This window comes from Edwardsiella tarda ATCC 15947 = NBRC 105688 (genome assembly GCF_003113495.2).
In the GTDB taxonomy this organism is placed as follows: Bacteria; Pseudomonadota; Gammaproteobacteria; order Enterobacterales; family Enterobacteriaceae; genus Edwardsiella; species Edwardsiella tarda.
The window spans coordinates 490,510-509,854 of sequence record NZ_CP084506.1; the positions used below are offsets into that span (position 1 = coordinate 490,510).

Sequence of the window (19,345 nt, forward strand, 5' to 3'; positions counted from 1 at the left end):
GTGATCAGTGATTTCCTGCGGCTGCTGGCCGTGTTCGAGCGGGCGGCGTTGATGTTGATGATGCTGTTCTTCCTGACCCGCATCCGCCCCTTTCAATCGTTATTGCAGAAACAGAATCGTTCGGCCCTGGAGCTGGCTACCGTGTCGGTACTGTTCTGCGCCTTCGCGGTGTTTAGCACCTATACCGGCCTGCGGGTCGAAGGGGCGCTGATCAATGTGCGCATCATCGCCATCATCGCTGGCGGCATCCTGTTTGGCCCCTGGGTGGGGATCCCCGCCGGGATCGTCTCCGGGGTGCATCGTTATCTGATCGATGTGGACGGTTACACCTCGTTGCCCTGTCTGCTGAGCAGCGTGGTGGCCGGGCTGTTGGCGACGCTGATCTACTACCGCGCGCGCCGTTCGCGCCTCTGGCTGTATGGCATCCTGGCCGGGATGGCGTGCGAGGGGTTGACCATGCTGTTGATCCTGCTGCTGACCAAGCCCCATGCCGTGGGGATCGCCATCGTCAGTAAGATTGGGGTGCCGATGATCGTCGGGGCGATCTGCATCGGCCTGATCATCCGCCTGGTGCAGGATCTCAACGATGAGAAGGAGCTGATCGCCGCGCGTCAGGCCAAGCTGGCGATGGATGTCGCCAACCAGACCTTGCCCTATTTTCACCAGATCACGCGCAGCGCCTTCGAGTCCGTATGCGAGATCATTCGCCGCGAGATCGGCGCCGATGCGGTGGCGATCACCGATACGCAGGATGTGCTGGCCTATGCCGGTACCGGGCGTGAATGCTACGCGCTGGAGGGGCATCACGCCATCAGTCAGCTGACACGCGAGGCGGTGGAGAGCGGGCAGATCCTGCTGAACAATAACCTACGTAGCTACAATCTGTCGGACTTCCATTCGGTGATCATCATTCCGTTGCGTGAGCAGCAGGAGGCGGTGACCGGGACGTTGAAGATCTACTACCGTCGCCGCTATCGCATCACCGGCGCGCTGCGCGAGTTGGCGGTGGGATTGTCGCAACTGATGTCGACGCAGATGGCGGTGGCGCGCATGGAGCAGCTACGCGAAGGGGCGCGTAAGGCCGAGTTCAGCGCGTTGCAGAGCAAGATCAATCCCCATTTCCTGTTTAATGCCCTGAATGCCATCTCGTCGCTGATCCGCCTCGATCCGGATAAGGCGCGCCAGTTGATCGCCTCGCTGGCCGACTACCTGCGTTACAATCTGGCGCGCGGCGATCGGCTGATCGATCTGGCGGAGGAGCTGATGCAGGTGCGTAACTACATCGCCATCGAACAGGCGCGCTTCGGCGATCGCTTGCAGGTGATCTTCGCCCTGGATCCGGTGTCGATCTCCCTGCCCAGCCTGCTGTTGCAACCGCTGGTGGAGAACGCCATCCTGCATGGCATTCAGCCGCGCAGCGGGCCGGGACGGGTGACCATCGAGGTGCGTGATGAGCCGGAGCGGGTGCGCATCGCGGTACGCGATACCGGTTATGGCATCAGCCAGGCGGTGATCGAACAGGTGGCGCGCGGCGAGCCGAGCGGGGATAGCATCGGCCTGAGCAATGTCCAGCAGCGTCTGCAACTGCTCTACGGCGAGGGGCTGCGCATTCGCCGCCTGGAGCCGGGAACCGAAGTCTGTTTCTATTTGCCGAAAGCGGGAGGGGCGCATGCTGACAGCGATCATTGTTGAAGACGAATATCTGGCGCGTGAAGAGTTGGCCTACCTGATCGGCCGTCATAGCCAGATCCGGGTGCAGGCGCAGTTTGAGGATGGCTTGGCGGCGTTCAAATACCTCCAGACGCATCGCGTGGATGTGCTGTTTCTCGACATCCAGATCCCCTCCATCGACGGGATGATGCTGGCGCGCAACCTGTTGAGCCAGCAGCATGGCGAGGAGGGGCCGGCGGTGGTGTTCGTGACCGCCTACAAGGAGTTTGCCGCCGAGGCCTTCGAGCTGGAGGTGTTTAACTACATTCTCAAGCCCTATAACGAGGCGCGTATCATCCAGGTGCTGCAACAGCTGGAGCAGCAGGCGCGTCGCCCGCCGCTCAGCACGGCGGAGAGCGCCGCCCCGGCGGCGACGGTCAACCTCACCAAGGGTGAACGTATCATCGTCACCCCCTGTGAGCAGATTTACTATGCCGAGGCCGACGAGAAGCTGACCTACGTGTATACCCGCGATGATCGTTTCGTCTTGTCGATGAGCCTAAGCGAGTTTATCAGCCGCTTGCCGACGGAGCGCTTCTTTCGTTGCCACCGCTCCTACTGCGTCAACATCGATAAGATCAGCGAGATCGTCCCCTGGTTCAATAGCACCTACTTGATCCACCTGCATGATCTGACGTTTGAGGTGCCCGTTAGCCGCAGCAACATCAAGGCCTTCCGCCAGTTGATGCGTTTATAGCCTGCATTCCATTCCCCATGGGCTGCATTTCATTCCTCTCATCGTGCATCTCATGCCTTTTTCGCCCGCCTCGCGCGGGCGTGCGCCTATAGTGCCCAGTATTCGGCAGCCCGCCGCTGCCGCCAACTGACATTCACGAGGTAACTATGGATCCGCATTCCCGCCAACGCACCCGCGTACTGACGCTGATCGGTACGGTCATTACCCAGTTTGCCCTCGGCTCGGTGTACACCTGGAGCCTGTTCAACGCCCAACTGTCGCAGCGCCTCGATGAGCCGGTGAGCCAGGTCGCCTTTACCTTCGGCCTACTCAGCCTGTCGTTGGCGCTGGCCTCCTCCTTGGCGGGTAAGTTACAGGAGCGTTTCGGCGTGCGGCGCGTGACGCAGGGGGCGGGGATCGCCTTGGGGGTCGGCTTCTTCCTGACCGCTCACGCCCATAATCTGCTGATGCTCTATCTGTGCGCCGGGGTGATGGTCGGGCTGGCCGACGGCGCCGGTTACCTGATGACGCTCTCCAACTGTGTGAAATGGTTCCCGCAGCGCAAGGGGCTGGTCTCCGCCTGCGCCATCGGCGCCTATGGCCTGGGGAGTCTGGGCTTCAAGTTTATTAACGGTGTGCTGTTGAGCCACGTCGGCCTGGCACAGGCCTTCGTTTACTGGGGCATCATCGCCATGGTGATGGTGTTGTGCGGCAGTCTGCTGATGCGCGACGCGCCGCAGCGCCAGGAGGCCAGCGCGCAGAGCGCCGAGGCGGGCAGCCGGGTCGATTTCACGCTGGCTCAGGCGATGCGCCTGCCGCAGTACTGGGTCTTGGCGCTGATCTTCCTCTCCGCCTGCATGAGCGGCTTGTATGTCATCGGGGTGGCGAAGGATATCGGCGAGCATATGGCACATCTCGCCAGCGGCATCGCCGCCGGGGCGGTCGCGGTGATCGCCGTCGCCAACCTGGCTGGGCGTCTGGTGTTGGGAGTGTTGTCGGATAAGATGGCGCGCATTCGGGTGATCTCGTTGGCGCAAGTGGTGACGCTGCTGGGGATGGCGCTGTTGCTGTTCGTACCGTTGAATGAGACGCTGTTTTACCTGGCGGTCGCCTGTATCGCCTTTAGCTTCGGTGGCACCATCACCGTCTATCCTTCGCTGGTCAGCGACTTCTTCGGCCTGAATAACCTGACCAAAAACTACGGCGTGATCTACCTGGGCTTCGGCGTCGGCAGCATCATCGGCTCGATCGTCGCGGCGCTGTTCGGCGGCTTTATGGCGACCTTCTATCTGATCTTCGCCCTGTTGCTGGTCACCCTGTGTTGCTCGCTGCGAGTCTCGCGTCCGCAGCAGGCGACGCTCCCTTCCGGGAATCTGGCGCTGGAGTCATAACGCCCTTGGCTTTCGCCGAAACGACAACGCCGCCCATTGGGCGGCGTTGCGCTATGGATGTATCGCCTTAGGCGGCCAGTAGGCTACGCACGAAGTCGATGATCGCCGCATCCTGGCCCTGTTCGAATAGGCACTGCTGGAAGCGAGCACCGCCGACGGCGGTCTTCAGCAGATCGCCATCGATGGCGCGCAGGGTGTCTAAGTAGTCATCCTTGATCACCGCGGCCTTGACCTGGTTGAGGATGGCGGCGTTGCGGACCTGTGGTTCGCGACGCTCTTGCGGATACCCTTGGCCACGCTCACCGGCGAAGGCCTTCTCGAAGATGTAGCGCAGGTTCAGCTCGGCGCCCCAGCCGAACCCCTTGGCGAACGGCAGGGAGAGGGCGTTGCCGTTGTTGATCTGGGCGAACAGGAAGGCGTCGGCCGGATCGATGCAGTAACCGCACACCACGCCCGGATGGGCGTTGAGGGAGAGCAGGGCGCCCTGGCCGGTGCCGCAGCCGGTGACCACAAAGTCGACCGCCTTGGCATTGAGCAGGATGCTGGCCATGATCCCCAGGTGAATGTAGGTCAGATGGTGATCCTGTTCGTCGCTCATGCCGACGTTATAGACCTGATGTCCGCCAGCCTGCGCGACGGCGTTAAGCTCCTGCAACACCACGGCGTTCTTGGCGGCCTGGCTGTTTTCCATCATTAGTGCAATTTTCACAACATATCCTTACATCGTAACCCAAGAGAAGGGCGGCGATCTCCGCCGGGGGAAGGCCCGCGGGGGCGGAAATCCATCCGCGTGTCTGGGGGTAGTCTACTGTCAGCGGTCTATCAATTCAATTAAATTGAAATTGTGTTTTATTATTTGCGATGTGGCACACAGCCTGCCCTCGCGGGTCAGGTGCGTGAAAAAAAAGCCGACGGAGGGGACGTGGACCGAGGAAGGTTGGCTGAGGAGCACCTCCTCATCCGCCGGCATCAAGGCCTACGGCCGAGACACGTCGACGCATACCGCGCCGGGTGACGTGCGGGCCGTGGGCAGGATGACACGGCGACGGCCCGCCGCGTCATCAATGGCGTGTGGGTGGGAGCTCCCACACGGTGAGGCGATCAGCGTCGCCCCGTGAGCGGGCGCCGGCGCGGCGTCATGAGGCCGACTTCAGCACCTTGACAGTATAGTGCCCGTCGGCCTGGCGATAGGCGCCATGGATGTCGGTCTCGAAGCCGGGATAGTGCGCGCCGATCTCACACAGCATCTGTAGGAACTCCAGCACCGGGCGACTCTCCTCCGTCAGCATCTCTCCCGGCATCACCAGCGGTACGCCCGGTGGGTAGGGGAGGATCATGTTGGCATTCACCCGGCCTATCATCTCGTCGAGCGCGATCTCTTCGGCCTGGCCGCGTAACTCCTGCTGGAAGGCGTCGTGCGGATTCAGTACCGGGGTCGGCAACACCGCGAAGGCGCGGTACATCAGATCCGGCAGGTTATGGTGTTGGATCAGGGCATGGATCCCTTGGGCCAACGCCTGGACGCGCATGTTTTCATAGAACTCGGGATCTTCGCGGTACAGCGACGGCAGCATGTTCTTGACGCGCAGGTTCAAATCGTAGGCGCGCTTGAAGTCGGTCAGCGCCCGCAGCAGGCTGAGTGCCTTGGTCTTGTCGATACCGATACTGAACAGGAACAATAGGTTATACGGCCCGGTCTTCTCGACGATGATGCCATGTTCGTCGAGATACTTGGCGACGATGGCGGCGGGAATGCCCTCGTCCGCCAGGGTACCATCGGCCTTCATCCCCGGCGTCAGCAGGGTGACCTTGATCGGGTCGAGGTACATGTGGTTGTCGTCGATCTCTTTGAAGCCGTGCCAGGTCGCGTTGGGTTCCAGCTTCCAGCAGGCGACGTCGTCGATGTTATCCGGCTGCCAGACATCGAAGAACCATCCGTCGGATTCGGCACGTAGCCGTTTGATCTCTTTACGGAAACGAATGGCGCGTTCGATGGAGCCTTGGATCAGTCGCTTGCCCGCCTGGCCCTTCATCATCGCGGCGGCGGTTTCGATGGAGGCCACGATGCCGTAGTGCGGCGACGTGGAGGTGTGCATCATGTAGGCTTCGTTGAAGGTCTCGGGATTGTAGTCCCCCTTCACATGGATCATGGATGCCTGAGAGAAGGCGGCCAGCAGCTTATGGGTCGACTGGGTCTCATAGATCACCTTGCCCTCGACCCGCTCGCCGCTCATGCCGCTCATGCCCTGGTAGATCGGGCTAAAGTTGGTGTAGGGTACCCAGGCGGAGTCGAAGTGGATGGATTTTACCTCCAGGGTCCGCTTGATATATTCCGCGTTATAGAACAGGCCATCATAGGTGGAGTTGGTCACCACGGCGTGTACCGGCCAGGTGGCGTGCGGGGTGTTCTTCACTCGTTCGGCGATGGTGTCGTGGGCGAACTCACTCTTCGGAATGCCACCCAGGATACCGTAGGCGTTGCGCGTCGGGCGCAGATAAATCGGGGTCACGTCGCTCATCATCATCAGGTGGGTCAGCGACTTGTGGCAGTTGCGGTCGATCAGGATGGTGCTACCGGCCGGTGCGGCATACATGCCGACGATCTTATTGGCGGTGGAGGTGCCGTTGGTCACCATGTAGCTGCGATCGGCGTTGAAGGTGCGGGCGATGTACTCTTCGGCCTCCTTATGGGGCCCGGAGTGGCCCAGCAGCGAACCCAGCTCGGAGACGGAGATGGAGATGTCGGACTTCATGGTGTTGGCGCCGAAAAAGTCATAAAACAGGCTGCCGACCGGGCTCTTCTGGAAGGCGGTGCCGCCCATGTGGCCGGGCGTGCAGAAGGTATATTTGCCCTCTTGCACGTAGTGAAACAGCGCCTTGGTCAGCGGTGGCAGGATGGCGTCGATATACTGGTCGGTGCCCTGGCGGATCTTGGCGGCGATATCGGCCGCCGCACCCAGCGCGTACTCGAAGAAGCGAATATTCATGCGCAGATCACCCAGGCTAACGTCCAGGGTGGAGTGGGTGTTGGCGAAGGCATACAGCGGCAGCAGCTCGTTGAGTGCGCTGATCTGGGTGCACAGATCCAGGCTGTAACTGTCCCAATCAAACACCACCCCGGCCAGTTGGGCGTTGTTACGCACCAGATCCAGCAGATCGTCGACCGAGGTGCTTTCCACGATGTTGAAACCCCGCTGGCGCAGCTGCGCATACAACTCGTCCAGCGGGATGCGCTTGAAGGTCGGCGCCGGGTTACACAAAAATAGGATGTCTTTCATTGAACCGTCTCCATGTTAAACATGTTGGATCTTGTCTTTCGGGCAGGTGTTGTTGTCCCGCACGAACAAGCCGTAGCAGCTCCAACCGGCGAAGGTGACCAGTGATCCCATCAGCATGGCGTCGGAACCGGAGGAGTAGAGGGCGTAGAAGCTGTAGACCGTGCCGATGATGGCGGTGAACAGGATCATCACATGGGTCTTGTTGGCCATCTTGTAGAGCCGGTGCATCGGGATCAGCGCCGCCATCGACAGGATGTAAGGGATCAGGTTGGTGACCACCGCCAGGTTAACCAAGGAATTGAACTGATTATTCAGCGAGGGGCTGATGGTCATTAATGACAGGATGGTTTGCGCCACCCCCAGAATGATCATCCCGGCGATCGGCGCATCCTTGGCGGTGACTTTGGCGAAGATATGCGGGAAGTAGCCGATGTCGGAGGAGGATTTGAACACCTGGGCGACGGTGAACTGCCAGCCCAGCAGCGAGCCGATACAGGCGACGACCATCAGCGCCATGATGACCTTACCCACCGTCGGATCAAACATGTAGGAGAAGGCCAGGCCGAACGGTGCGGTGGAGTTAGCCAGATCCATATTGGGGACGAAGCCGGCCATCACGTTGGTGGAGAGGATGTAGACGATGGCGCAGATCAGCGTGCCACCGAACACGGCCACCGGGATGTTCTTCTCCGGGTTTTCCACGGCGTCAGAGTTGGCGCAGGCGGACTCCAGCCCCAGGAAGGCCCACAGGGTCATGGCGATGGAGGCGCCCAGACCGGAGGCAAAGGAGAGGTGATGCGGGTTCCAGGCCTGGATGTACATCTCGGGGTTAAACCAGAACCAGCCGATGAGCGAGATCCCGGCCACCGGGATGATCACCCCCCAGACGGTGACGGAACCGATGCGCCCGGTGATGCGCGCCCCACCGAAGTTCGCCACGGTGGTCAGCCAGATGACGGCGATGGTGGCGACACAGGTCATGATCGGGCTGGGGTGCCAGTCGAACAGGACCGCGCCGTAGCCGACGGCGGAGATGGCGATGGCGATGTTGGCGATCACCAGGCTGATGGCATAGGTGAAGTTAGCCATGAAGTTGCCGGACTTGCCGAAGGCGTACTCGGCGTAGCCCCCCATCCCGCCGGACTTCCGGCTGAACATACCGCACTTGGCGAAGCCATAGGCCAGGCATAGGCTGCCAAAGGCGGTGACCAGCCAGGAGAGGATCGACATGGTGCCGACGGAGGCGAGCTTGGTTGGCAGCATGATAATACCGGAGCCCATCATGTTCACCGCCGTCAGGATGGTGAGCTGTACTACGCCCATTTTATTACCGTTAGACGTACTCATAGTTTCTCTCTCGCAATGGGCGGGGGGCGCGCCGCACGTGACGACGCTGGTGGCACGATCCCCCGCGAGCCTTGTTCAATCGATGAGTTAATTTATTGATGTAAATTAATTATTTTTAATGACATAGCCGTAGGCTCGGGTGCGGCCATCCGCCTCCTGCTGGAGGTAGACCCCCTGCAGTTCCGGGGCGAAGCCGGGCAGCAGGTTGATGCCCTCTTCCAACGCCAGGAAGTAGCGCTGTACCGCGCCACCCCAGATCTCGCCCGGGACGACACACAACACCCCCGGCGGATACGGCAGCGCCCCTTCCGCCGCGATGCGCCCCTCGATCTGCGCCAGCGCCACCAGCTCGACCTCGCCGCGCACGAAGGCGATGTTGGCCTGCTGCGGGTTCATCGCCACGCGAGGGAAGTGCGCCTTACGGAACATCTCCTTCTGCAACTGCTTCACGTCGTGGCTGACATACAGGTCATGCATCTCCTGGCACAGTTGGCGCAGGGTGTAGCCCCGGTAACGGGCTTCATGGGCCTGGTAGAGCGAAGGCAGGACCTCGGCCAGCGGGGCGTCTTGCTCCAGCAGGCGTTCGAAGCGGGCGATCTGCGCCACCAGGTGCTGCATCTTGGCCAGATCCTCCGCCGGAGTGAGCAGGAACAGGATCGAGTTAAGGTCGCACTTCTCCGGCACGATGCCGTTTTCTCGCAGGAAGTTGGCCAGGATGGTGGCCGGCACCCCAAAGGCCTGGTATTCGCCGCTCTTGGCATCGATGCCGGGCGTGGTCAGCATCAGCTTGCAGGGATCGACGAAGTACTGGTGCGCGGCATAGCCGTCGAAGGCGTGCCAGCGCTCACCGGGGATGAAGTCGAAGAAGCGCAGATCGTTGGCCATCTCCTCGGTGTCGAACGATTCCCACGGGCGGCCATCGACCGTCTCCGGGACGAAGGGGCGGATATGGTGGCAGGTTTGCAGCAGCAGCTTGCGCGTCTCGATCCCGAGGCGTACGCACTCCATCCACATGCGTTTCCCGCTCTCCCCGGCATGCATGCGCGCGTTGACATCCAGGGCGGCGAACAGCGGGTAGAACGGGCTGGTGGAGGCGTGCATCATGAAGGCGTTATTCAGCCGTTTATGGTTGACGTAGCGCGCCTGTCCCTTGATGTGGCGGTCTTTCTTGTGGATCTGCGAGGTCTGGGAGAAGCCGGCCTGCTGCTTGTGGACCGACTGGGTGACCAGGATCCCCGGATCGTTCTCGTTCAGCTCCAGCAGCAGCGGTGAGCACTCTTTCATCATCGGAATAAACTGCTCGTAGCCGACCCAGGCGGAGTCGAACAGGATGTAGTCGCACAGGTGACCTATCTTGTCGACCACCTGGCGGGCGTTGTAGATGGTGCCGTCGTAGGTGCCGAGCTGGATCACCGCCAGGCGGAACGGTCGCCGCTCGCCAGCCCGCTCCGGTGCCACTTCACGCACCAGATCGCGCAGGTAGTTCTCGTCAAAGCAGTGTGCGTCGATGCCCCCAATAAAACCGAACGGGTTGCGTGCGGTCTCCAGGTAGACCGGCGTGGCGCCGGCCTGAATCAATGCGCCGTGGTGGTTAGATTTATGATTATTACGGTCGAACAGCACCAGATCACCGGGCGTTAATAGGGCGTTGAGCACCACCTTGTTGGAGGAGGAGGTGCCGTTGAGCACGAAGTAGGTTTTGTCGGCGTTGAACACCTGGGCGGCGTGCTGCTGAGCGGCGCAAGGCGCCCCCTCATGGATCAGCAGATCGCCCATCGAGACGTCGGCGTTACACAGATCGGAGCGGAATAGCGTCTCCCCGAAGTAGTCGAAGAATTGGCGACCGCTGGGATGGCGGCGGAAGAACTGGCCGCCTTGGTGCCCCGGGCAGTCGAAGGCGGCGTTGCCCTGTTGAACATAAGCCTTGAGGCTGCCAAAAAAGGGCGGCAACAGGGCGGCCTCATATTTCTGCGCGGCACTTTCCAATTGTTTGCCATAGAAATCCTGGTTGCCATCGTCGCAGGTAAATACCCCGGCGAGGCGTGGCAAATAATCGGCGGGTAGGCTCTCATCGTTGTGTAGCGCGGCGAAGACCGGCAAGCCGAAGGCACTCTGTTCGATCTTGTCTAATTCACCGGCGAGGATATCGGCGACGGAGAGCACCACCGCCGCGACCTCGCAGAGGTCACTATTATTTAGCGCCACAATCGGACGCTCGCTATTAATGCTTGGCTTAATGCCGTCACTCACTGCTATTGTTAACTTTTCCATTTGGCACGTCTCGCTAAATTATTTCAGGCAAACGGAACCCGTCGAATTTATTAGGGATAAATTCGTTGAGCTTTTTCATTTTTCCTAGACAACGTTAAGCGCAGTAACGGATCGCAAAGACCGTACTGTAACGGGAAAATAGCGTTGTCGAATGGCTTACGCCATCATGCAGCATAGCGTGCTGTGGGGTGTCTGAAATCAGTTTGATCTCGGCCATAAGCAGGGTAGGACTGCATATGAATGCGGCCTAATCGGCTATTGAGATCAATGGGATGACACGCCGCACCGCGCGGCTGCCGAGTGGGGGGAGTTATCGGGCGTTGAACAGATGAAAATCGAAGCAGCTACGGTGAGCCATCATCATAATGTGGGTCACGCGTCGGATATGCGGCCAGTTTTTGTTGTTGTTTTCCATTGTCGACTCTCTCGCTATGAGATAAATAAAGCAAACCTAAACGCGGATGAGATGGTCGTATGGTACTCGGATCATCTTGGACAGCATCGATAGTGTAAGTCGTCGCCCTGACGATACTGTGATTTTCATCACTATTGATGAAATTGATTTATTAACTCATGTTTATCATGAAATTTAATTTGCGATATTTTCACCCGATTATTTTTCTGTTTTCTTAGGCGTTAAGCATCACGGATAATCGTATTTCAATAATGAATGGGGGCACTGTTGAATAATGGTTAAATTTATTCTTAAGTCGCGATTTTATTTATCGTTGATGATTTCCCATGGTGAAATTATTGCGTTGTGACTATCACCGAATGGTGTGCCAGCGGGAATGGCAGGAAAACACCAAATAGCATTATCGGGTGATGGCACACTGTCGTTACGCGTGTAGGGTAGAGACATTCTGTGCGTTATGGCGTCTGGCTCCGCTTTAGCTGTGGGCGTGAGACCTGGCGGGAGATAACGCTTAACCTGCCGAAATGTAGAGGAAAATGGCAGCGTTGACAGAAAAATAGATTATGGTTCTGAATGCATCGCAAAAAGACATATCCATAGGTTTTATATTGTTTTTTGCAAAAATTTAGCTACGCTTTTTTTACAACATCACCTGACGGCGTAGGCCCGCGCAGAGGGGATGGTTGCCGTCTCGCCGTGCCCTGCATGCACGGAGCGGCCTTATCCTTTGCCGCGGGGGGAATGCCGTTGGCCGATTAAACGCGCCCGGTGTCCCCGCCGGTGCGGCAAGGAGAAGAGACGTGCGTTATGAATAATGAGGATACTTTTTACCAAGCCATGCGCCGTCAAGGAGTGACACGGCGTAGTTTTCTCAAGTATTGCAGTCTGGCCGCCACATCGTTGGGGCTAGGGGCCGGGATGGCACCGAAGATTGCTTGGGCATTGGAGAATAAACCCCGTATCCCGGTGGTGTGGATCCATGGTCTGGAGTGCACCTGCTGTACCGAATCGTTCATTCGCTCCTCACACCCACTGGCGAAAGATGTCATCCTTTCGCTCATTTCCCTCGATTACGACGATACCCTGATGGCGGCGGCCGGTACGCAGGCTGAGGCGGTATTCGAGGACATCATCACCCGTTATAACGGTAAATATATTCTGGCGGTGGAAGGCAACCCGCCGCTGGGCGAGCAGGGGATGTTCTGCATCAGCAGCGGCCGACCCTTCATCGAAAAACTGAAGCGCGCCGCCGCTGGCGCCAGCGCCATCATCGCCTGGGGTACCTGCGCCTCCTGGGGTTGCGTACAGGCCGCGCGTCCCAATCCGACCCAAGCCACCCCCATCGATAAGGTCATCACCGACAAGCCGATCATCAAGGTACCGGGTTGTCCGCCGATCCCCGATGTGATGAGCGCCATCATCACCTATATGGTGACCTTCGACCGCCTGCCGGAGGTCGATCGCATGGGCCGTCCGCTGATGTTCTATGGCCAGCGTATCCACGATAAATGCTACCGCCGCGCCCACTTCGACGCCGGTGAGTTCGTACAGAGCTGGGACGATGACGCCGCACGTAAGGGCTATTGCCTGTACAAGATGGGATGTAAGGGGCCGACCACCTATAACGCCTGCTCCTCCACCCGTTGGAATGACGGGGTCTCCTTCCCGATCCAGTCGGGTCACGGCTGCCTAGGCTGCTCCGAGAACGGCTTCTGGGATCGCGGCTCCTTCTACAGCCGCGTGGTCGACATTCCGCAGATGGGGACCCACTCTACCGCCGATACCGTCGGCCTGACCGCGCTGGGTGTGGTCGCCGCCGGGGTAGGGGTACATGCGGTGGCCAGCGCCGTCAACCAGCGTAAACGCCATAACCAACAACTAAAACAGGCAGAACAACAGCCGGGCAATGAGGATAAACAGGCATGAGTTACCAGTATCAAACCCAAGGATATACCTTAAGCGATGCCGGCCGTCGTCTGGTGGTGGACCCGATCACGCGTATCGAAGGACATATGCGCTGTGAAGTGAACATCAACGATCAGAACATTATCACCAACGCCGTCTCCTGCGGCACCATGTTCCGAGGCTTGGAGATCATCCTACAGGGGCGCGACCCGCGCGATGCCTGGGCCTTCGTGGAGCGTATCTGTGGGGTATGCACCGGGGTGCACGCCCTGGCCTCGGTCTACGCCATCGAAGATGCCATCGGTATCAAGGTGCCGGATAACGCCAACATCATCCGTAACATCATGCTGGCCACCCTGTGGTGCCACGATCACCTGGTGCACTTCTATCAGTTGGCCGGGATGGACTGGATCGATGTGCTGGATGCTCTGAAGGCCGATCCGCGCGCTACCTCGCAGCTGGCGCAGAGTCTCTCCTCCTGGCCGATGTCTTCGCCGGGTTACTTCTTCGACGTGCAAAATCGTCTGAAGAAGTTCGTCGAAGGCGGCCAGCTGGGTATCTTCCGCAACGGCTACTGGGGTCACCCGCAGTACAAGCTGTCGCCGGAGGCCAACCTGATGGGCTTCGCGCACTATCTGGAGGCGCTCGACTTCCAGCGTGAGATCGTCAAGATCCATACGGTGTTCGGCGGTAAGAACCCGCACCCGAACTGGATCGTCGGCGGCATGCCGTGTGCGATCAACATCGATCAGAGTGGCGCGGTCGGGGCGGTCAACATGGAGCGTCTCAACCTGGTGCAGTCGATCATTACGCGCACCGCCGACTTTATCAATAACGTGATGATCCCGGACGCCCTGGCCATCGGCCTGTTTAACAAGCCGTGGAGCCAGATCGGTACCGGCCTGTCCGATAAGTGCGTGCTGAGTTATGGTGCCTTCCCGGATATTGCCAACGACTTCAGCCAGAAGAGCCTGCTGTTGCCGGGCGGTGCGGTGATCAACGGTGACTTCGCCAACGTGCTGCCGGTGGATCTGGCCGATCCGCAGCAGGTGCAGGAGTTCGTCGACCACTCTTGGTACCGTTATCCCAACGAGCAGCAGGGGCGTCATCCGTTCGATGGCATCACCGATCCGTGGTACAACCCGGGCAACGTCAAGGGGAGCGCCACCGATATCCAGCAGCTCGACGAGCAGGCGCAGTACTCTTGGATCAAGGCGCCGCGTTGGCGCGGCCATCCGATGGAGGTCGGCCCGCTGGCGCGTACCCTGATCGCCTACCACAAGGGCGACGCGGCGACCGTCGAGTCGGTGGATCGCATGATGTCTGCGTTGAAGCTGCCGCTGTCCGGCATCCAATCCACCTTGGGGCGTATTCTGTGTCGTGCGCACGAGGCGCAATGGGCCGCTGGCAAGCTGCAATACTTCTTCGACAAGTTGATGACCAACCTGAAGAACGGCAACCTGGCTACCGCCAATACCGAAAAATGGGAACCGGCCACCTGGCCGCAACACTGCCGTGGCATCGGCTTTACCGAGGCGCCGCGCGGGGCCTTGGGTCACTGGGCGTCGATCCGTGATCAGAAGATCGAGCTGTATCAGTGCGTGGTACCGACCACCTGGAACGCCAGCCCGCGTGATCCTAAAGGGCAGATCGGCGCCTATGAGGCGGCGCTGATGGGCACCCAGATGGCGATCCCCGATCAGCCGTTGGAGATCCTGCGCACCCTGCACAGCTTCGACCCCTGCCTGGCCTGTTCCACCCACGTGCTCGGCGACGACGGCAGTGAACTGATCTCTGTCCAGGTTCGTTAAGGGCTAAGGAGAAGAGCGATGAGTGAAAAGACATCCCCACGCGCCGAGGAGGCGCGTGATGATGCCGTCAGTCATTATGTGTTCGAGGCGCCGGTGCGCCTCTGGCATTGGCTGACGGTTGGCTGCATGTTGGTACTGATGGTGACCGGTTATTTCATCGGCCGTCCGTTACCGTCGGTCAGCGGGGAGGCCACCTATCTGTTCTACATGGGCTATATCCGTCTGGTTCATTTCAGCGCAGGGATGCTGTTCACCGTGTTGTTGCTGGGGCGCATCTACTGGGCCTTCGTCGGTAACCACTACTCGCGTGAACTGTTCGTGGTGCCGGTCTGGCGTCGCAGTTGGTGGCAGGGAGTATGGTACGAGGTGCGTTGGTATCTGTTCCTGGAGAAGCGTCCGAGCGGCGACATCGGCCATAATCCGGTGGCGCAGGCGGCGATGTTTGGCTACTTCCTGATGTCGGTGTTTATGATCCTTACCGGCTTGGCGCTGTTTAGCGAGCATAGTCAGTACGCCATCTTCGCCCCGTTCCACTATGTGATCGAGTTCTTCTACTGGACCGGGGGCAACTCCATCGACATTCACAGTTGGCACCGTCTCGGCATGTGGCTGATCGGCGCCTTTATCATCGGCCATGTGTATATGGCTATCCGCGAGGACATCATGTCTAACGACACGGTGATCTCGACGATGATCAACGGATTCCGCAGCCATAAGTTTGGTAAAGGCAAACGCGACAAGGAGGCGTCATGAGTGAGCAGCGCGTGGTGGTGATGGGGCTGGGTAACCTGCTGTGGGCCGATGAAGGCTTCGGCGTACGGGTGGCCGAGCGGTTGTATGCCCATTATCACTGGCCGGAGACGGTGGAGATTGTCGACGGCGGTACCCAGGGGCTCAACCTGCTGGGCTATGTCGAGAGCGCCAGCCACCTGTTGATCCTCGATGCCATCGACTATGGTCTGGCGCCAGGCACCCTGCGTACTTACGCCGGGGAGATGGTGCCAGCCTACCTCAGCGCCAAGAAGATGAGTCTGCATCAGAGCAGCTTCTCCGAGGTGTTGGCATTGGCGGATATTCGCGGCCACATGCCGTCTCATGTCGCGCTGGTCGGCTTGCAGCCGGCGTTGCTGGATGACTATGGCGGCAGCCTGACCGAGGTGGCGCGCGCCCAGTTGCCCGCGGCGGAGCAGGCGGCCCTGGCACAACTGGCCGCCTGGGGGATCGTCCCACAGCCGAGCGAGGAGGGGCGTTGCCTGAACTATGAATGTCTGTCGATGGAAAACTACGAGGGGGTACGCATTCGCCAGTATCGCATGACGTTGGAGGGGCAAGAGGAGTGTTAAACGACAACCCATTTTCCGCACTGTGGCAGCGCATGCTGACGCGCGGCTGGCAGCCGGTGGATGAGACGAATCTGGACGATTGGCTGGCGCAGGCGCCGGATTGCGTGGTGTTGCTGAGCTGCGATCCGCGTCGTACGCCGGAGGTGAGCGACAACCCGGTGATGATCGCCGAGCTATTGCGCGAGTTTCCGCATATCGACTGGCGGGTGGCGATGGCCGATCTGGCGCAGAGCGAGGCGATCGGCGATCGCTTCGGCGTGCGGCGTTTCCCGGCAACGCTGGTGTTTCTCAGTGGCGAGCTGCGCGGCGTGCTGAGCGGCATTCATCCCTGGGCCGATCTGATCGCCCTGATGCGTCCTTTGGTTGAAAGCCCCACCCCGCAGGAGTCAGAGTCATGAGTGAGACCTTTTTCCATCTGTTAGGGCCGGGAACCCAGCCAAACGATGAGAGCTTTAGCATGAACCCGTTGCCGATCACCTGTCAGGTGAACGGCGATCCGAGCATGGCGGCGCTGGAGCACTGTGCCCACAGCGCGGCGGTGATGACGCTGCTGAATCGACTGCTGGCGCAGTTAGCCCAGCGTATTCCGCCGTTAGGTGAGGTGCTGGCTTGGGATCTGACCACGCTGCAGGCGGAAGACATTCAGTTCCTCAACGCCCTGCTGGGCGAGGGCGAGGTCTCGGTGCGCATTCAGCATGCCGATGGCAGCGAAAGTGAGATCCAGGAGGCGATCTTCTGCGGCCTGTGGCGGGTACGATGCCTGCGGGATGGCGAGGTGTTGGCGGATCGACTGGAGGCGGGCTGTGCGCCGTTGCCCTTGTGGCAGGCGGCAAACGCCGACACGCTACCCAACGATTCGTTACTGCCGCCCCCCATCGACGGGCTGATGAATGGCCTGCCGTTAGCCCATGAGCTGTTAGCCCATGTGCGCGATCCGGCGGGGCAGCCCCACAGCATCAACCTCACCCAGTTGCCGCTGAGCGAGGCCGACCGTCTGTTCCTGGCACGCCTGTGCGGGCAGGGGCGGATCCAGATCCGCACCTTCGGTTATGGTGAGAGCCGCATCGACTCGACGGGATTACGCCATGTCTGGCATCTGCGTTGCTTGGATACCCTGAAGGGGACGCTGCTCGATAGCTATGAGGTGTGCGTGTTGCCGGAGCTGGTCTTGGCGGCGCCTGAGGATCTGGCCGATTCGGCTCAGCGCCTGGGCGATGTGTGCCGCTGGCTTGAGGAGAGCGCCGATGTTTGAGCGCGGCTATGGCCATGCCATCCCGGACGAGGCGCGTCTGGAGTGTAACCTGTGTTGGTGGGTATACGATCCGGCATTGGGCGACGCCATCGGCCAGATCCCGGCGGGCACGCCCTTTAATGCCCTGCCGGAGCAGTGGCGTTGCCCACAGTGCGATGCCGATAAGCAACACTTCTTGTTACTGGAGTGAGGCGGGGTGTTACTCCCCGTTCGCGATGACTACGCCGCCTTCTGGGCGGCGTAGTCATATTGCGGGCGGTGAGTGATTATCCTGGAAAAAAATAAGGTTTTTGGGCTTTTGTGTAGCGTGATTGGCCGATAACGACATTCTTGGACGGCGGGAGAGAGATTGACGATCTACTATTACTAGGCAATTCCCTCTCTCTTATCGCCTACAGGAGTCCGCATGTGGGATGTCATTGACTTATCGCGCTGGCAGTTCGCACTGACCGCGCTGTATCACTTTCTTTTTGTACCGCTTACCCTGGGATTGATTTTTTTGCTGGCCGTCATGGAGACCATCTACGTGGTGACTGGCAAAGCGATCTACCGCGATATGACGCGTTTCTGGGGTAAACTGTTCGGCATTAACTTCGCGCTCGGGGTCGCGACCGGCCTGACCATGGAGTTTCAGTTCGGGACCAACTGGTCGTTCTACTCTAACTATGTGGGCGACATTTTCGGTGCCCCCTTGGCGATGGAAGCCTTGATGGCTTTCTTCCTCGAATCGACCTTCGTCGGCCTGTTCTTCTTCGGTTGGCAACGTCTGACTAAGTATCAGCATCTGCTGGTGACCTGGTTGGTCGCCTTCGGCTCCAACATCTCCGCGTTGTGGATCTTGAATGCCAACGGTTGGATGCAGTACCCGACCGGGGCGCACTTCGACATCGATACCCTGCGTATGGAGATGACCAGCTTCAGCGAGTTGGTCTTTAACCCGGTCAGCCAGGTGAAATTCGTGCATACCGTGATGTCCGGCTATGTAGCGGGGGCGATGTTTATCATGGCCATCAGCGCCTGGTATCTGCTGCGTGGTCGTGAGCGTGACGTGGCGCTGCGTTCCTTCGCCATCGGCTCGGTGTTTGGCACCCTGGCGATCATCGGTACGCTGCAGTTGGGCGACAGTTCAGCCTATGAAGTTGCCAAGGTTCAACCGGTCAAGCTGGCGGCGATGGAAGGGGAGTGGCAGACCGAACCGGCCCCGGCCCCGTTCCATCTGGTGGCCTGGCCGGAGCAAGAGCAGGAGCGTAACGCCTTCGCCATCAAGGTGCCGGCGCTACTCGGCCTGTTGGCGACCCACTCGCTGGATACGCCGGTTCCTGGGTTGAAAAACCTGATGGCCGACGCGTTGCCGCGTCTGCAACGTGGGCGCGAAGCCTGGCTGCTGATGCAGCAAATCTCGCAGGGCGATCGCTCGCCGCAAACCCTGGCCGCCTTCCGCGCGGTAGAGCCTGATCTGGGCTATGGCATGCTGCTGACCCGTTATGCTCCGGATATGAATAATGTCACCCCGGCGCAGTATCAGGCGGCCCAACGCGGCGCCATCCCACAGGTGGCACCGGTGTTCTGGAGCTTCCGCATCATGGTGGCCTGTGGTTCGTTGCTGCTGCTGGTGATGGTGATCGCTCTGGTACAGACCCTACGTCGGCGTATCGATCAGAAACGTTGGGTGTTGCGTATGGTGTGTTATAGCCTGCCGCTACCCTGGCTCGCCATCGAGGCCGGTTGGTTTATGACCGAGTTTGGCCGCCAGCCCTGGGCTATCCAGGATATTCTGCCGACCTATTCCGCCCATTCTGCGCTGACCACCGGTCAGTTAGCCTTCTCAATGGGGCTGATCCTGGGGCTTTACACCCTGTTCTTAATCGCCGAGGTCTACCTGATGCAGAAGTATGCGCGTCTTGGGCCGAGTGCGATGCAGAGTGAACAACCGGCGCAGCAATAGG

The 19,345-nt window shown here is 59.7% G+C and carries 16 protein-coding genes; 11 read left to right on the forward strand and 5 right to left on the reverse strand.

The features are described 5' to 3' along the window. The 3 genes from DCL27_RS02305 to DCL27_RS02315 all read left to right on the forward strand — a co-directional run bounded on the left by DCL27_RS02305 (position 1) and on the right by DCL27_RS02315 (position 3,777). A complete protein-coding gene (locus DCL27_RS02305; RefSeq protein ID WP_005290011.1) occupies positions 1 to 1,692 on the forward strand; it encodes a LytS/YhcK type 5TM receptor domain-containing protein in 1,692 nt (563 codons plus the stop codon). Beyond that, positions 1,673 to 2,407 (forward strand): LytR/AlgR family response regulator transcription factor, encoded by a 735-nt coding sequence (locus DCL27_RS02310; protein WP_205439320.1) that lies wholly within the window; start codon positions 1,673 to 1,675, stop codon positions 2,405 to 2,407. Before DCL27_RS02305 ends, DCL27_RS02310 begins: the two co-directional genes overlap by 20 nt. Before the next feature lie 146 nt (positions 2,408 to 2,553). Beyond that, complete coding sequence (locus DCL27_RS02315; RefSeq protein ID WP_005290015.1) at positions 2,554 to 3,777, forward strand: L-lactate MFS transporter; 1,224 nt, start codon at positions 2,554 to 2,556, stop codon at positions 3,775 to 3,777. Between the two features lie 67 nt (positions 3,778 to 3,844). Here the strand turns inward: DCL27_RS02315 and DCL27_RS02320 are convergent, their stop codons facing one another. From DCL27_RS02320 to speFL, 5 genes are all read right to left on the reverse strand, one after another. Next, positions 3,845 to 4,486 carry an RpiB/LacA/LacB family sugar-phosphate isomerase gene (locus DCL27_RS02320; protein ID WP_005296273.1) on the reverse strand — a complete coding sequence of 214 codons (642 nt, stop codon included), beginning with the start codon at positions 4,484 to 4,486 and terminating at the stop codon, positions 3,845 to 3,847. A gap of 427 nt (positions 4,487 to 4,913) precedes the next feature. Then, positions 4,914 to 7,055, reverse strand: a complete 2,142-nt coding sequence (cadA, locus tag DCL27_RS02325; RefSeq protein WP_228594468.1) for a lysine decarboxylase — start codon at positions 7,053 to 7,055, stop codon at positions 4,914 to 4,916. 15 nt (positions 7,056 to 7,070) lie between these two features. Continuing rightward, positions 7,071 to 8,402, reverse strand: coding sequence for a putrescine-ornithine antiporter (potE, locus tag DCL27_RS02330; protein WP_047059124.1), 1,332 nt, complete (start codon positions 8,400 to 8,402; stop codon positions 7,071 to 7,073). A gap of 105 nt (positions 8,403 to 8,507) precedes the next feature. After that, positions 8,508 to 10,673, reverse strand: a complete 2,166-nt coding sequence (gene speF, locus DCL27_RS02335) for an ornithine decarboxylase SpeF (RefSeq protein WP_109691565.1) — start codon at positions 10,671 to 10,673, stop codon at positions 8,508 to 8,510. 310 nt (positions 10,674 to 10,983) lie between these two features. Next, complete coding sequence (gene speFL, locus DCL27_RS02340) at positions 10,984 to 11,088, reverse strand: leader peptide SpeFL (RefSeq protein WP_109579372.1); 105 nt, start codon at positions 11,086 to 11,088, stop codon at positions 10,984 to 10,986. Positions 11,089 to 11,895: 807 nt separating this feature from the next. Here speFL and hyaA point away from each other — a divergent pair. The 8 genes from hyaA to appC all read left to right on the forward strand — a co-directional run bounded on the left by hyaA (position 11,896) and on the right by appC (position 19,344). Next, entirely contained in the window at positions 11,896 to 13,014 is a 1,119-nt protein-coding gene (gene hyaA / locus DCL27_RS02345) for a hydrogenase 1 small subunit (protein WP_005282286.1), read from the forward strand. Then, positions 13,011 to 14,804, forward strand: coding sequence for a Ni/Fe-hydrogenase large subunit (gene hyaB, locus DCL27_RS02350; RefSeq protein ID WP_005282283.1), 1,794 nt, complete (start codon positions 13,011 to 13,013; stop codon positions 14,802 to 14,804). Before hyaA ends, hyaB begins: the two co-directional genes overlap by 4 nt. Before the next feature lie 18 nt (positions 14,805 to 14,822). Further along, on the forward strand, positions 14,823 to 15,557 hold the full coding sequence (gene hyaC, locus DCL27_RS02355) for a Ni/Fe-hydrogenase b-type cytochrome subunit (RefSeq protein ID WP_005282280.1): 735 nt from the start codon (positions 14,823 to 14,825) through the stop codon (positions 15,555 to 15,557). Further along, positions 15,554 to 16,147, forward strand: a complete 594-nt coding sequence (gene hyaD, locus DCL27_RS02360) for a hydrogenase 1 maturation protease (RefSeq protein ID WP_035600273.1) — start codon at positions 15,554 to 15,556, stop codon at positions 16,145 to 16,147. Before hyaC ends, hyaD begins: the two co-directional genes overlap by 4 nt. Further along, positions 16,141 to 16,545, forward strand: a complete 405-nt coding sequence (gene hyaE / locus DCL27_RS02365; RefSeq protein ID WP_005297516.1) for a hydrogenase-1 operon protein HyaE — start codon at positions 16,141 to 16,143, stop codon at positions 16,543 to 16,545. Before hyaD ends, hyaE begins: the two co-directional genes overlap by 7 nt. After that, positions 16,542 to 17,399 carry a hydrogenase expression/formation protein gene (locus DCL27_RS02370; RefSeq protein WP_005282274.1) on the forward strand — a complete coding sequence of 286 codons (858 nt, stop codon included), beginning with the start codon at positions 16,542 to 16,544 and terminating at the stop codon, positions 17,397 to 17,399. The genes hyaE and DCL27_RS02370 overlap by 4 nt, the downstream gene beginning before the upstream one ends. After that, the gene (locus DCL27_RS02375; RefSeq protein WP_005282271.1) at positions 17,392 to 17,589 is read left to right on the forward strand and encodes a rubredoxin; all 198 of its coding nucleotides are present in this window, start codon (positions 17,392 to 17,394) and stop codon (positions 17,587 to 17,589) included. The genes DCL27_RS02370 and DCL27_RS02375 overlap by 8 nt, the downstream gene beginning before the upstream one ends. Positions 17,590 to 17,805: 216 nt before the next feature. After that, positions 17,806 to 19,344, forward strand: coding sequence for a cytochrome bd-II oxidase subunit 1 (gene appC / locus DCL27_RS02380; RefSeq protein WP_005282268.1), 1,539 nt, complete (start codon positions 17,806 to 17,808; stop codon positions 19,342 to 19,344). Position 19,345 lies beyond the last annotated feature (1 nt).